Origin of the sequence: Campylobacter sp. TTU_617 (assembly GCF_016599045.1) — a bacterium.
GTDB lineage: Bacteria > Campylobacterota > Campylobacteria > Campylobacterales > Campylobacteraceae > Campylobacter_D.
The window spans coordinates 24,568-38,726 of sequence record NZ_JAENKV010000012.1 but is presented as its reverse complement, the minus strand read 5'-3'; the positions used below and the strand labels follow the sequence as shown (position 1 = coordinate 38,726).

Annotated in this window: 12 protein-coding genes and 1 pseudogene; 5 read left to right on the top strand and 8 right to left on the bottom strand. The window is 27.3% G+C overall.

Annotated elements, in window-relative coordinates; translation table 11 throughout:
• Positions 1-861, bottom strand: a pseudogene (locus tag GQV94_RS06085) (autotransporter outer membrane beta-barrel domain-containing protein); the annotation flags it as partial.
• Positions 862-1,237: 376 nt separating this feature from the next.
• Here GQV94_RS06085 and GQV94_RS06080 point away from each other — a divergent pair.
• Positions 1,238-1,381 (top strand): hypothetical protein, encoded by a 144-nt coding sequence (locus GQV94_RS06080; RefSeq protein WP_200170155.1) that lies wholly within the window; start codon positions 1,238-1,240, stop codon positions 1,379-1,381.
• A gap of 604 nt (positions 1,382-1,985) precedes the next feature.
• Here the strand turns inward: GQV94_RS06080 and hemH are convergent.
• Genes hemH through GQV94_RS06065 form a run of 3 tightly spaced genes read right to left on the bottom strand, consistent with a single transcriptional unit; the run spans position 1,986 to position 4,844 of the window.
• Positions 1,986-2,903 (bottom strand): ferrochelatase, encoded by a 918-nt coding sequence (hemH, locus tag GQV94_RS06075; protein WP_200170154.1) that lies wholly within the window; start codon positions 2,901-2,903, stop codon positions 1,986-1,988.
• Positions 2,903-3,754 (bottom strand): Gfo/Idh/MocA family protein, encoded by an 852-nt coding sequence (locus GQV94_RS06070; protein ID WP_200170153.1) that lies wholly within the window; start codon positions 3,752-3,754, stop codon positions 2,903-2,905. Before GQV94_RS06070 ends, hemH begins: the two co-directional genes overlap by 1 nt.
• A 13-nt stretch (positions 3,755-3,767) precedes the next feature.
• Entirely contained in the window at positions 3,768-4,844 is a 1,077-nt protein-coding gene (locus tag GQV94_RS06065) for a DegT/DnrJ/EryC1/StrS family aminotransferase (RefSeq protein ID WP_200170152.1), read from the bottom strand.
• Between the two features lie 116 nt (positions 4,845-4,960).
• On the opposite strand from GQV94_RS06065, the gene alaS reads away from it, so the two are divergent.
• From alaS to GQV94_RS06045, 4 genes are read left to right on the top strand one after another with little or no spacing between them, the layout of a single operon-like run.
• Positions 4,961-7,507 (top strand): alanine--tRNA ligase, encoded by a 2,547-nt coding sequence (alaS, locus tag GQV94_RS06060; RefSeq protein WP_200170151.1) that lies wholly within the window; start codon positions 4,961-4,963, stop codon positions 7,505-7,507.
• Positions 7,507-8,046 (top strand): septum formation inhibitor Maf, encoded by a 540-nt coding sequence (gene maf / locus GQV94_RS06055; RefSeq protein WP_200170150.1) that lies wholly within the window; start codon positions 7,507-7,509, stop codon positions 8,044-8,046. Before alaS ends, maf begins: the two co-directional genes overlap by 1 nt.
• Complete coding sequence (locus tag GQV94_RS06050) at positions 8,043-9,974, top strand: penicillin-binding protein 1A (protein ID WP_200170149.1); 1,932 nt, start codon at positions 8,043-8,045, stop codon at positions 9,972-9,974. Before maf ends, GQV94_RS06050 begins: the two co-directional genes overlap by 4 nt.
• A 1-nt stretch (position 9,975) precedes the next feature.
• Positions 9,976-11,349, top strand: a complete 1,374-nt coding sequence (locus GQV94_RS06045; protein WP_200170148.1) for a DUF2972 domain-containing protein — start codon at positions 9,976-9,978, stop codon at positions 11,347-11,349.
• Between the two features lie 38 nt (positions 11,350-11,387).
• On the opposite strand, the gene GQV94_RS06040 is transcribed toward GQV94_RS06045, so the two are convergent.
• From GQV94_RS06040 to GQV94_RS06025, 4 genes are read right to left on the bottom strand one after another with little or no spacing between them, the layout of a single operon-like run.
• Positions 11,388-13,226: a primosomal protein N' gene (locus tag GQV94_RS06040; protein ID WP_200170147.1), complete on the bottom strand. Its 1,839-nt coding sequence runs from the start codon at positions 13,224-13,226 to the stop codon at positions 11,388-11,390.
• On the bottom strand, positions 13,223-13,690 hold the full coding sequence (locus GQV94_RS06035; RefSeq protein ID WP_200170146.1) for a type II secretion system protein: 468 nt from the start codon (positions 13,688-13,690) through the stop codon (positions 13,223-13,225). The genes GQV94_RS06040 and GQV94_RS06035 overlap by 4 nt, the downstream gene beginning before the upstream one ends.
• A complete protein-coding gene (locus GQV94_RS06030; protein WP_131163511.1) occupies positions 13,680-13,934 on the bottom strand; it encodes a hypothetical protein in 255 nt (84 codons plus the stop codon). Before GQV94_RS06030 ends, GQV94_RS06035 begins: the two co-directional genes overlap by 11 nt.
• A complete protein-coding gene (locus GQV94_RS06025) occupies positions 13,924-14,154 on the bottom strand; it encodes a hypothetical protein (protein WP_131163512.1) in 231 nt (76 codons plus the stop codon). The genes GQV94_RS06030 and GQV94_RS06025 overlap by 11 nt, the downstream gene beginning before the upstream one ends.
• Between the last annotated feature and the right edge of the window lie 5 nt (positions 14,155-14,159).

Below are 14,159 nucleotides of genomic sequence, written 5' to 3'. Positions count from 1 at the left end.
ATCATTATTTGAACTATTTACAATATTACCATAGATAATTCCATTATCAGTATTTAAAATACCGCTACCATTTTTAGAAGTAATAGTTCCACCATTTTCAATGGTGATGCCGTGTTGTTGTTGCTGTGCATCTTTTTGTCCTATGGTTCCAGTATTAATAATACCGCCATTATCACCTTGTATAGTTCCAGATACAGTAATGCTTGTATTTACTTGTTTGCCTGCTCCTATATAAATACCAGCATTACCACCTTCTAATCTACCTTTTACGTCTATGCCTTCGCCTGTGATACCCCACTCACTTCCATCAATGTTAATACCATTGTTTCCTGCTTTAATAACGCCTCCGCTTTCTATGGTGATTTTACCGATATCAACTGGTTTTTTATTAGTGTGAAAACCATAAAAAGTTATACCATCTAAACTAGCTTCTATAGTTCCACTATTAGTAAGAGTTTTTATAGCACTGCCATCACCTATAAAGATACCATTAGAACTTGATCGTATAGTGCCTTCATTGGTGAAATTGTTTATGGTGGAACCACTACTATAAAAACTTTGAATATTTATAGCTGCTGCTAAGCTATTTGCCGAAGAAGTCCCTTCTATGGTTCCAGTGTTTTTGAAATTTTCAATTGAACTAGCTGATAAATTTACCCCTACTTTACCAGAGATAGAGCTACTATTTTCAAAGGTGTTTATAATAGCACTTCTAAGATTTACTCCATTGCTTGCATAAAGAGCAGCAAATAATTGATTTGGCTCTGCTGTTCCACTGGTTTTTATAGTTCCTTTGTTGGTAAAATTATTTATAGTAGAACTACTAACATAAACCCCACTTCCATTATCACTACTTATCAATTTCTCATTAGTAAAAGTTTGAATACTAGCACTTGAAATACTAACACCAGTATTTATAGCTGTTATAGTTCCACTATTAGTAAAAGTTTCTATAGTTGCTCCACTAGCAATATTTATCCCTTGTTTATTAGCGCTACTTATAGTCCCACTATTAGTAAATGTTTTAATCTCAGTATTACCAAGATAAATAGCCTCACCAGCATTTGAACTTATAGTTCCACTATTGTTAAAATTAGTAATACTAGATTTAGAACCATCTTTTCCCCAAACTACTACTCCAAATTTAGAAGAACCATTTCCTATGGTACCTTGATTGTCAAAGGTTTCTATGGTGGCACCACCACTTCTATTTACACCTACTTGAACACTAGAAGTATTGCTTCCACCTATAAGAGTTCCTTCATTTTTAAAAGTAGAAGTTGAAGAACTTGGCTTAAAATCAACAGCTAAACCATTAGAAACTTGTATAGTTCCACCACTTCCTATAACAAGAGTATTACCAGTACCACTTACAGTATGAGTATTACTTAAAGATTCACTTATTGTAGTGTTAGTATTTTGATAAACACTTGTTGAATTATCATTATTATCACTATAAGCTTCTACATTAGCTGTAGCATAAGAATAAGAACTTAAAAAAGAGATTGTAACTAAAGAAAGAACTAGTTTTTTTGAAGAACGAGAATGGTTTTTTTCAATCCCCCCCCCCCGAAATCTCTTTTAAACTATGTTTTTGATCCATTGTTTAAAACTCCTTTGATTGTTTATTAAAAAAATAAAAAAGTAATAAAATATAAATAATAAACTTTTTTGGAATAATAAAATATTTTTAATTAAAAGTTTATTAATAATAATTTTTAATTGATTATTTTTAGTATTTATATATTTAAGTTATTATAAGATTATAAAATAATTTAAAAAATTATTTATTATGATATATTCAATTTATATTATAAAATAAATTTTATTGTTTTATTTGCAATAAAGTATAAATCTTAATAAGCTTTTATATAAAATAATAATTTTTGATTCAAAACAAGCAAAAGCTCTTATAATTTGTATTTAGAATCTTATAAGTAAAATTTAATAGATTTTAAATATAAAAAATTAGCTTTAAAAGAGTATTAGTTTAAGTTTGAAAGTTTAGAAAGAATAAAAGCTTGAAATTCTATACTATCGTTTGGACAAGGAATGACTTTATAGTCTTTATTGCTTATTTTTTTATATTCAATATCAAGTTCAAATACGGTCTCTGAGCAATCAATGCAAAAAGAAATTGGATAAATCAAAGCATCATTTTTTAAATTTTTTAAAATATCACTTGTATTAGGTTCAAGCCATTTTACTGGACCTAATTTTGACTGATAAGAAAGTAAAATTTCATCAAAATGATCTTTAAGTTCATTTTTTAAAATTTCAAAATGTTCTATGGTATGTTTTTCGTATAAGTCACCTTTTTCTATAACAGATATAGGTAAAGAATGGGCAGAAAAAATTAAGGTCTTTTTTTTATCATTTTTAAAATTTTCGTTTTCTCTTAAAATATGCTTTTTAATCATTTGATTATAGAGTTTATCCTTATAAAAAACATCAATAATGCTAATCTTAGATTTAATATTTAAAGCATTGATATTTTTTTCTAAAACCTCAAGAGAAGTTGTTATGGTTGTTTGAGAATGATGCGGATAAAGTGGAAAAAGGATAATTTCATCATTTTCTTTTAAAGAATATTTTTCTAAAACTTCTTTAGCAAAAGGTGGAACATATAAATTTACAAAATCGAATTTAAAATTTTTATCTTTATTTAGCTTGGTACAAAGATTAGAGGTTATCTCATTTAGCGGTGATTTTCCTCCTAAAATTTCATAATTTTTCTGCATAGTTTTTAATCTCATTTTAGTGATTAAAAAAGCAACTATTTTTCTTAAAAATTTATTTTTAATACCTAGAATATAAGGATCATTAAACATATTTTTTAAAAAAAGTTCGCAATCTTCTATCTTGCTTACGCCACCCATATTTAAAAATAAAACAAGTTTCATTAATAATTTTCTAAAATGTTTTGAACTAAAAGTGCATCTTGTATGGAGGCTAAATTATTTTTTTGATTTAAAGCTAATTTAAATAAATCTTCGTGCTCTTTTAAAAGTGTAGAGTGTTTATCAATTTTAAGCTCATTATTATCCCTTAATAAGATCAAATTTATCAAATCGGCCTCATAAAAATGTTTATCTGTAATTACTTGAATTTTTCTGATTTTTTGAGTGCTATTCCAGCTTTGATGTAAGCAAGCTATAAAATTTTGCATTTTGCATGATATGATACTTTCGCTTTCTTGATATCCTTCTTGTATATAAGTTTTTAAAATTTTAGCTTCTAAAATTTTTTGAGTGCTTAAAAAATGTAAAAGATCAAGATCGTGCACGGCTAAATCTTGTAAAATTCCAACATCTTGTATTCTTTGAGGAAAAGTTGAAAATCTTTGGATATTTATACTGATTAAAAGTTCGTTATCTAGTATATTTTTTAAAGATATCACACAAGGATTAAATCTTTCACAAAAACCAACGGCTACATTGTTATTGTAGGTTTTAGCGTATTTTTCAAATTCTTTGATTTCTTTTAGATTCATCGCTAAAGGTTTTTCTACTAATATAGTTTTTACTTTTGGTAAAACCTTTTTTGCGATATCTAAATGAGTAAAAGTAGGCGTTGCAATGATAACTACATCGTTATTTTGTTTTAAAAAATCATCTAAATTATCAAAAAAAGGAATATCGCTTGAGAATTTTTGAATATCAAATAAAGCATTAAGCTTAAAATTGGGATTATTTTTAAGCTCTTTTAAATGATTTTTTCCCATATGGCCAAGACCTATAATGCCTATTTTCATAAAAATTCCTAAATTATAATTTTGAAAATAAATTAATAACTTTTTCTTGCTCTTCTTCTGTCAAGAATGCAGAAAATGGTAAAGATATGATGTGTTCGCTTACTAGTTCAGAATTTTTAAGTTTTAAATGGGAAAATTCTTTAAAACATGGTTGCTTGTGAAGTGGTATGGGATAATGTATAGCATAAGGAATACTTGCTTGTTTAAATTTTTCAATAACTCTAGCTCTATCATCAACTAAAACGCTATATTGGGCATAAACGCTTATAAAATCTTTTTTGATTTTAGGAATCTGGCAATTTTTTAAATTTTTATCATAATTAGCTGCTAATTTTGCTCTAATTTTAAGTTCATTATCAAAATATTTGAGTTTTACATCTAAAATCGCAGCTTGTAAAGTATCAAGTCGTCCATTAATCCCTATTAATTCGTGATTATATTTTTGAGCTTGACCGTGATTTAAAAGTATTCTTATTTTCTGTGCTAAAAAATCATCATCACAAAAAATAGCACCCCCGTCTCCATAAGCTCCTAAAGGCTTAGAAGGAAAAAAACTTGTGCAAGAAATATGAGCTATAGAACATGATTTCTTATCTTTATAACTTGCTCCAAAACTTTGTGCTCCATCTTCGATTAAGGTGATATTTTTTTCATCGCATAATTTTTTTAAAGCAAACAAATCAGGCATTTGTCCAAAAATACTTACAGCAATAATAGCTTTTGTTTTTGGAGAAATAGCTTTTTTAACTTCTTCAATGCTTAAATTAAAATCATCTAAACTAATATCTACAAAAACAGGTTTTGCTCCAACAAGTGCTACAACTTCTGCTGTTGCAATAAAAGTAAAACTTGGAACAATAACCTCATCATTATAAGAAATACCCAAAGCCCTTAAAGCTAAATATAAAGCACTTGTTCCACTTGAGCATCCAATAGCATTTTTAACACCTACATATTTAGCTAAATTTCCTTCAAATTCTTTAAGTTTATCTCCACCGATAAAAGAAGAATTATTTAAAATTTTCAAAATTTCTAAATCAATTTCATTTTTATAGGCATTATATTGAGCTTTAAGATTGATAAAATCCATAAAAAACCTTAAGTATTTAATTAAAAAATTAATTGTATTTTAGTTTTACTTAATTTAAAGTAATTTTGATATCATATTATATTTAATAATAATTTTAAAATTTTGGGAAAGTTTTTATGGATATTAGAAGTGAATATTTAAATTTTTTTAAATCAAAAGGTCACGAAGTAGTTTTTTCCGCTCCTTTAGTTCCTGAAGATCCTACTTTGCTTTTTACAAATGCAGGTATGGTTCCTTTTAAAAATATTTTTACAGGAGAAATTCCACGTCCTAACCCACCTCGTAGAACAAGTTGTCAAACTTGTATAAGAGCTGGTGGCAAGCATAATGATCTTGATAATGTTGGTTATACAGCTAGACATCATACTTTTTTTGAAATGCTTGGGAATTTTAGTTTTGGAGATTATTTTAAAAAAGATGCTATCGCTTATGCTTGGGAATTTGTAACTGAAGTTTTAAAACTTCCAAAAGAAAGACTTTATGTTACAACTCACGAAAATGATGATGAGGCTTATGAACTTTGGCAAAAATTTGTCCCAAAAGAAAAAATTTATAAATTTGGAGATAAAGATAATTTCTGGCAAATGGGAGATACTGGACCTTGTGGACCTTGTAGCGAAATTTTTTATGATCAAGGACAAGAGCATTTTAATGGCTCAGAAGATTATATGGGCGGAGATGGAGATCGCTTCTTAGAAATTTGGAATCTTGTTTTTATGCAATATGAAAGAAGTGTAGATGGAACTTTAACTCCTTTACCTAAACCTAGTATAGATACAGGTATGGGACTTGAAAGGGTTATTGCCATTAAAGAAGGGAAATTTAGTAATTTTGATACTTCTTTATTTATGCCTATTATCGAAGAAATAGCAAAAATTTGCAAAAAGCCTTATGTGTATGAAAAAGGGGCTAGTTATAGGGTTATAGCTGATCACATAAGATCAAGTGCATTTTTAATAGCTCAAGGTATAAATTTTGATAAAGAAGGTAGGGGTTATGTTTTAAGAAGAATTTTACGTCGTGCTTTAAGACATGGCTATTTGCTTGGATTAAAAGAACCTTTTATGTATAAACTTGTCGATAAAGTTTGCGATATCATGGGTAAGCATTATACTTATCTTAATGAAAAAAAAGATTATATTAAAGAACAAATTAAACTTGAAGAAGAAAGATTTTTAAATACCATAGAAAAAGGTATAGAAATCTTTAATGAAGAGCTTAAAAATACTAAAGAAATTTTTAGCGCAGAAGTGGCTTTTAAACTTTATGATACATACGGCTTTCCTTTTGATCTTACTCAAGATATGCTTAAAGAAAAAAATATTTCTATCGATGAAGAAAAATTTAATGCCTTAATGCAAGAACAGAAAAATAGAGCTAAAAATTCTTGGAAAGGTAGCGGGGATATAAATATTAGCGGAGATTTTAAAAATTTGATTGAGAAATTTAGCAAAAATGAATTCGTTGGCTATGAACATTTTAATCAAAAAACAAAAATTTTAGCTCTTTTGGACGAAAACTTCAAAGAACTTTCCTGTTTAGATCAAGGACAAATTGGTTGGATTATGCTTGAAAAAACTCCTTTTTATCCAACAAGCGGGGGGCAAAGTGGCGATAGTGGAAAAATCAATCAAAGCGAAGTTTTAGCCACTCAAAAATTTTTCGATCTTAATCTTAGCAAAATAAAAGCTTTTGAAAAATTTGAAAAAAACCAAATTGTAGAGGCAAAAATTGATTTAGAAAAAAGAATGCAAACAGCAAGACACCATAGCGCTACACATCTTCTTCACTATGCTTTAAAAAAGATTTTAGGCAATCAAGTTAATCAAGCAGGATCTTTGGTAGAATATAATAGATTAAGATTTGATTTTACTTATTCTAAAGCTTTAAATAAAGAAGAACTTGAAAAAATTGAACAACATGTTAATGAAATGATTATCAATGCAAATGAAGCTAAGATTAATTTTATGTCTTTAGAAGAAGCTAAGAAAGAAGGAGCTATAGCTTTATTTAGCGAAAAATATCAAAATGAAGTTAGAGTTTTAACTCTAGGAGAAAGCAAAGAACTTTGCGGGGGAACTCATGTTAAAAATACTGCCGAAATTGGAAGTTTTTACATTGTTAAAGAAAGTGGGGTTAGCTCTGGGATTAGAAGAATAGAAGCAGTAGTTTCTAAAGCGGCGTTAAATTTTACACAAAGCATTATTAAAGAATTAAATGAAGTAAAAGAAGAATTAAAAAATAATGATGTTTTAAGTAGTATTAAAAAACTCAAAAATGAACTAAAAAATTCTAAAAATGAACTAAAAAATTCTAATCAAGTTAAATTAGACTCTACTTGTATTAATCAAGTTCAAATTTGTATTCAAAAAATTGATGATGAAAATATTGATATAAAAAATCTTATAGATGAGTTTAAAAATAAATTTGAAAAAAGTGTGATTTTGCTCATACAAAATAAAAACGATAAAATCAACCTTGCCGCTGGTGTAAAAAACGCACCTTTAAAAGCTGGGGTCTTGGTCAAACAAGCTGCTATGATTTTAGGTGGAAATGGTGGAGGAAGAGATGATTTTGCAACGGCTGGAGGGAAAGATTTTACAAAAATTGATGAAGCTTTGCAAGATTCAAAAAACTTTATAGAAAAAGAGCTTTGTAAATAATGCTTTATTTAGCTTCATCTTCGATTTCTAGAGTAAATTTATTGAAACAAGCTGGAATTAAATTTACTCAAATTTGTTTTGATTATGATGAAAATATTGACACTTCTTATACGCCAAATATTTATGTACAAGAAGTAGTAAAAGCAAAAGAACAGCAATTTTGCCAAAAATTTAACTATGATAATATACTTTTTGCAGATAGTATTGTTTGCATTGAAAATAATATTTTAACCAAAGCATTAAATGAAGAACAAGCTTATAAAATGCTCATAATGCAAAGTGGAGCAAAAGCAGATATTTTAAGTGCTTTTATTTTAAAAACTCCACAAAAAAGAATTTTTTCCCTTTCAAAAACAAGTTTATTTTTTAAAGAATTTGATAAAAAAGAAATGAAAGATTACATAGAAAGTGGTCTTTATAAAGGAAAGGCAGGAGCTATTATGTGCGAGGGCTTTCATCAAAAATATATTGATAAACAAATTGGTAGTTTAAATACAGCTTTAGGATTAAATACTGATATTTTAAAGGCTTATTTATGAAATTTCTAAAATATATTTTTTCATTTTTTTCTTTAGTTTGTATTTTGATTCTTATTTATATTACTTATCTTTTTTCAAGTTTAGATACAAAAGATTATATTTTTAAAGAATACAATCCACCTTTAACAACTCAAATTTTTGATAAAAATTTAAAACTCATTGCTAATATTTTTGAACAACATAGATTTTACGCTAAGTATGAAGAATTTCCCCCTAGACTCATAGAAGCTTTAGTAGCTATTGAAGATACAAGTTTTTTTGAACATAATGGGGTTAATATTGATGCTATTTTTAGAGCTTTGATAAAAATTATCAAAAGTGGTGGAAAAACAATGGAAGGGGCATCAACTCTTACTCAACAATTTATCAAAAATACAGAGCTTACTCCTGAAAGAACTATCAGTAGAAAAATACGCGAAGCACTTTTAGCTTATAAAATGGAAACTATACTTAGTAAAGAAGAAATTTTAGAAAGATATCTCAATTTTATCTTTTTTGGACATGGATATTATGGCGTTAAAACTGCTGCTTTTGGATATTTTCATAAGAATTTAAATGAATTAAGTTTAAAAGAAATTGCTATATTAGTAGGCTTGCCTAAAGCTCCAAGTAGCTATGATCCTACAAAACATCTTGATCTTTCTATTTCAAGGGCCAATAATGTAATTCAAAGACTTTACACTCTAGGATGGATATCAAAAAATGAGTATGAAGAAGCCTTAAAGGAAATTCCTAAAGTCTATGATGATACGCTTAGTCAAAATGTAGCTCCTTATGTTGTAGATGAAGTTATAAAACAACTAAACCCTAGCATTAAAGATCTAAAAACAGGTGGATACAAAATAATTTTAAATATAGATTTAGAAGTTCAAGAAATGGCTCAAAAATCTTTAAAATGGGGTTATGATGAAATTGTTAAAAGAGATAAAAATGCCAACTTAGATACTTTAAACGGGGCGATGGTTGTTGCAAATCATCAAAATGGAGAAGTGCTTGCTTTAGTAGGTGGAATAGACTATGAAAAAAGTAATTACAATAGAGCTACCCAAAGTATGCGTCAGCCAGGAAGCTCCTTTAAACCTTTTGTATATCAAGTAGCTATTAATTTAGGTTATTCTCCAATGAGTGAAGTAGCGGATATATCAAGAATTTTTGAAGGAGGAGCAGGAAATAACGAGGATTGGAAGCCAAAAAACTATAGCAAGGATTTTAGCGGACTTATTACACTTAAAAAAGCTTTAAGTGCATCAAGAAATTTAGCTACTATTAACCTTGCTCTTGATATTGGTCTTGATGTCTTATACTCAAAACTAACTCAAATGGGCTTTAAAAATTTACCTCCTAATCTTTCTATAGTGCTTGGAAGTTTTGGAATTTCTCCTTTAGAATATTCAAAATTCTATACTATGTTTGGAAATTATGGAAAAATTAAAGATTTGCAAATCATAAAAAGCATTCAAGATAAAAATGGAAATATTATAGCTGAATTTGATTCTAAAGAGGAAAAAATAAGCGATGAAGCTCAAGCTTTTTTAGTGCTTGATATGATGAAAAATGCAGTAGAAAAAGGAACGGGACGCAATGCAAGAGTTGAAGGGATAGAAATAGCAGGAAAAACAGGAACAACGAATAATAGTGTTGATGCTTGGTTTTGTGGTATAACTCCTGAAATAGAAGCCATTATTTGGTATGGAAATGACAATAATTATCCTATGAAAAAAACAGAAGGAGGTGCTAGAACGGCAGCTCCTGTATTTAGGGAATTTATTATTCAATATTTAGAAAAATTTCCTAACACTACAAGAAAATTTAGCATTCCAAATAATGTAAAAAAAGGGATATATCAAAAAAATATAGAATACTATACTCCAAAATCTCCTTTTCCATCTCAAAATACTAAATTCAATGAAAGTGAGATTATTTTTTAAAATGCAAATTTTACAAACCCTAAAAGAAAAACTTGATCCTAAAAATGCTAATTTGATTCTTAATGCTCTAAAAAATTCGAATAATGAGAATTTTTTTAAATTTGTTCTTGAACATATAGATATAATTATAAATTGGCTAAATTCTAATGAATTTAAAGAAAAGTATTTAAATCATCCTTATCCTCCTTTAATTAACCCTGAATTTATTGATATAGATGCTAGTGAATATTGTGCGCATTTATCTTGGGACCTTAACATTCCTTTAAGTAAAAAATATAAATTTATTTATATTTCACCACATGGAGTTGGTGCTGCTGCTTTTTTAAGATATGTTAATGAAACTCTTAACACCCTTTGTTTTCCCTCTTGGATATTAGAAAATAATGCAAAAAGCAGATATTGCTTTTTGCACACCTATCTTAATAATCCTAATTTTATAAATCAAGGTATTAATATTTCAGATTTAAATATGGAAAATTTAGAAAAATTTCTTTATTTGCTTGATAATTCTGTGCCTTGTATTATAGGCGTAAGAGATCCTATAGGAATTTTAAAACATTGCTTTGGTAGAAATTGGGATAAGGCACAAAGAAACTATGAGCCTGAATTTAATCTTACTTATGATTGGCATTCTTATATTGATTTTTTAACCCATAAAAAACAAAAAATCAAATGGGATTTTAAAGACTTAGAAAATAATGTTTTTATTATACAAAAGTTGATAAAAATACTAGATCCTAAAAATATCACTTATGTAGATATGAGTGAATTTAGCGAAGAAAAAGCCTTTGATACTTTGTCTAAATTAGCTAAAAATTTATCTCTTACCCCCCCCCATATAAATAAAAAAAATATTTTTAAAACCAAAGAATTTAGGGGATATTTAAGATATTTATTTCCATTAAAACTTTATGTAAATGAAAATGACTTAAAAAATATTTATACACTTAATTTTCCTAATAATTTAAAAAATTATAATATCAATACAAAAGAAAGTATTTTGATTATTTTTAATCGTTTTATGGATGGTGAATTCATTAATATTATTGAAGATATCATACAAAATGATTTATGTGACAATATAGGTATCTTCATACATAAAAATGATCTTTTAAAACTTTATCAAAATGAAAAACTTTATCAAGCTGTTAAAAATTATCTTAAAGAATTTTTAGATGCTATTAGAATTGTTATTGATCAAACAGAAAAAGATATGTTAACAGAAATAGAACTTTTAGAATACATTAAAAATAATCAAGAAATTAAAAATTATTTAAAAAATGCCTTTGATTATGAATTTGAACATATAAATAAATATCGCCCAGATATAGTAGATTCTTGGAAATATTATAAAGAATTTCAAAGTTATTTTTAAAAATATATTGTTTATTGGATAATAAAACAAGATATTTTTTAAGAAAAATCGATAGGATCTATATCAGAACTTACATTTTTAAAATCAAGCATGTAATTTTGAATAGCAATAAGAGTTTTATAAGAATTGCTTCTTAATAAAATATAAAAACGATATTTAGAATTAATCATTTCTATACCACAAGATCCATAGCCTATAAGCTCAATTTTTGATATTTCTTTAATCTTAAGGGCTAAATTTTCACATAATTTACTTGCACTTAATAAATCATTATCTTCTATTACAATCCTTAAAAGCCTTTTAAAAGGAGGATAGAGATCTTTTCTAAAGCTAAGCTCATCTTTTAAAAAAGCATCATAATCTTGAATATATTTTTCAAAAAAATCCCTATTTTTAGTTTGTAAAAGCACTCTTGCTTCGCCTTTACGCCCCGCTCTACCAGCTACTTGCATTGCTAAAGATAAAGTTTCTTCTGCTGCTTTATAATTAGGACGATATAAATACTCATCAAGCCCTAAAATCACACTTAAATCAACACTGTGATAATCATGACCCTTAGCAAGCATAGAAGTACCGACTAAAATATCAATTTGCTTTTCATTAAATTCTTTCAAAATAGTATTAAGTTTTTTTAATGTGCTAACCTCATCGCTATCAAATCTTTTAATATTTGCATAAGGAAAATATCCCAAAAGAAGCTCACATAACTCAGCTGTACCCATTTTTTTAGCTTCAAGCATTAAAGCGTCACAACTAGGGCATGTTTGATCAATAGGTTTTGCAAAATTACAATAATGACATTTAAGCAAATTCTTATTTTTATGCAAACTCATAGCGATTGAACAAAAAGGGCATTTTATAGTATTACCACAATTTCTACAAATAATTTGACGAAAATTTGCACGAGTAGGTAAAAAAATAATAGCTTGTTTTTGGTAATTTAAGGTCTTTTTTAATTCTTCTAATAAAATAGGCGTAATGCTAAGCTCATTCTCATCAAATATAAAGTGCTTTTTACTCTCAAAAAAAGTCCCTTTAAGTCTAAAACTTTTTTGTTTATAAAAACTCACCAAAGAGGGCGTAGCTGATCCTAAAACAACTTTAATATTTTGTTTTGCTCCTATAAAAAGGGCTAAATCCCTTGCATTGATATAGGGTTTATTGGAGGCTTTATAGGAATTATCATGTTCTTCGTCTACTATAATAAGTCCTAAATTTCTAAAAGGTAAAAAAAGAGCTGATCTTGCACCAGCAACTAAAAGGCTTTGATTTTCTTCGAGTGTAGATAAATACTCTTGTTTTTTTTTCTTTGAAATTTTAGAATGCCAAAGAAAAAAATAACCCTTAAAATATTTTTCAAGTCTTTTTTGCATCTGCGGAGTAAGTGAAATCTCAGGCATTAAAAGCAAAACTTGTTTGCCTTTTTCTAAATATTCCTTTATTAAAGAAATATAAATCTCAGTCTTTCCACTCCCTGTATCTGCAAACAATAAAGAGCTTTGATGATTTTTTATAAAATTTAATGCATTTTCTTGTTTGTCATTTAAGCAAGGTTTATTTAAAATTTCAACACTATGATTTTTATAATTTTTGGAACATTCAAAAAATCCTAAAACAAAACTCAATTTAGTAGCATAATAATAAGAAATAAAACTAGCTAATTCAAATTGAAAAGAACTCAAAGAATAAGGCAAAACTTCTTTAATATCTTGAGTTTGAAATTGTGGTTTTTCGCATTCTTGTATCACTATAGCTTTTAAATTTTTTTTTCTTTTTAAATCAATAATAACTTGAGTTAAAGGTTTGATTTCTAAGGCGCTATGAAAAATTAGATTTTCTAAATACAATCCAATAATAGCTAATTCATAATATCTCATATAAATTCTTTACATAATTGATTATCGATACATTTTAAAATACCCTCTTTTGGATCATAAGTAAAATCTATACTTTGTTTTGAATTTAAAAAAAAACGATAAGAATTAAAAGATATTTTCATCCAAGAATCTTTACTTGAATACAAAGGAAATTTTAAAAGCGAAAAAGAACAACAATTTTTATCTTCACATGACACAATTTGCTCACAAAAAAATAATTTTTCTTGTTCTTTAAAGAAATTAGCATTATCAAGTATCGCAGTATAGGCTATTTGTTTTAAAGAAGCTTCATTTCTCATTAAAGCTAAGCTTGAAGAGATCATTTGATATTCAATCTTAGCTTTTAATAATTTTGCCTCATTTTTATTTTGAGATAAAAAAGGAAGAGCTAAACTTGCTAAAATTCCTATAATAAGAATAACAAATACAAGCTCAAGCAGAGTAAAAGCTCTTTTAAATTTCATTTTTTAAAGGAAGTTCTTCATCGATAGTTTTTATAAGTTTTTTTAACTCTCTTTGTGTGATGTAATTTTCATAGCTTTTTTTAACAAAAGCATCTACAAAACGTGTCAATTCTATTTTTTTGGTTCCACCAGAAATAAGAGCAATTTCATCTTCTAAAAAATTAGCAAATTCCTCACTGCATCTTATACCAAAATCTTTTGCAGAAACATTAATAATAACGCGTCTTAAATTGTCACTTTGCAAGAACAGCCTCTATTTTTTTCACTATATCTTCACTGGCTATATTTTTAGTTTTAAGTTCTTCTTCTAAGCGCATAATCTGATTGCTTTTTGCTTCATTTTGAGCTTTAACACTTACAAGCTCATTTCTTAAATTTTCATTTGCTTCACATACTTCATTATATTTAGCTAAAAGCTCATTTACTTTATCTGTCATAGTATTTATAATTTTTTCATCATACATAATTA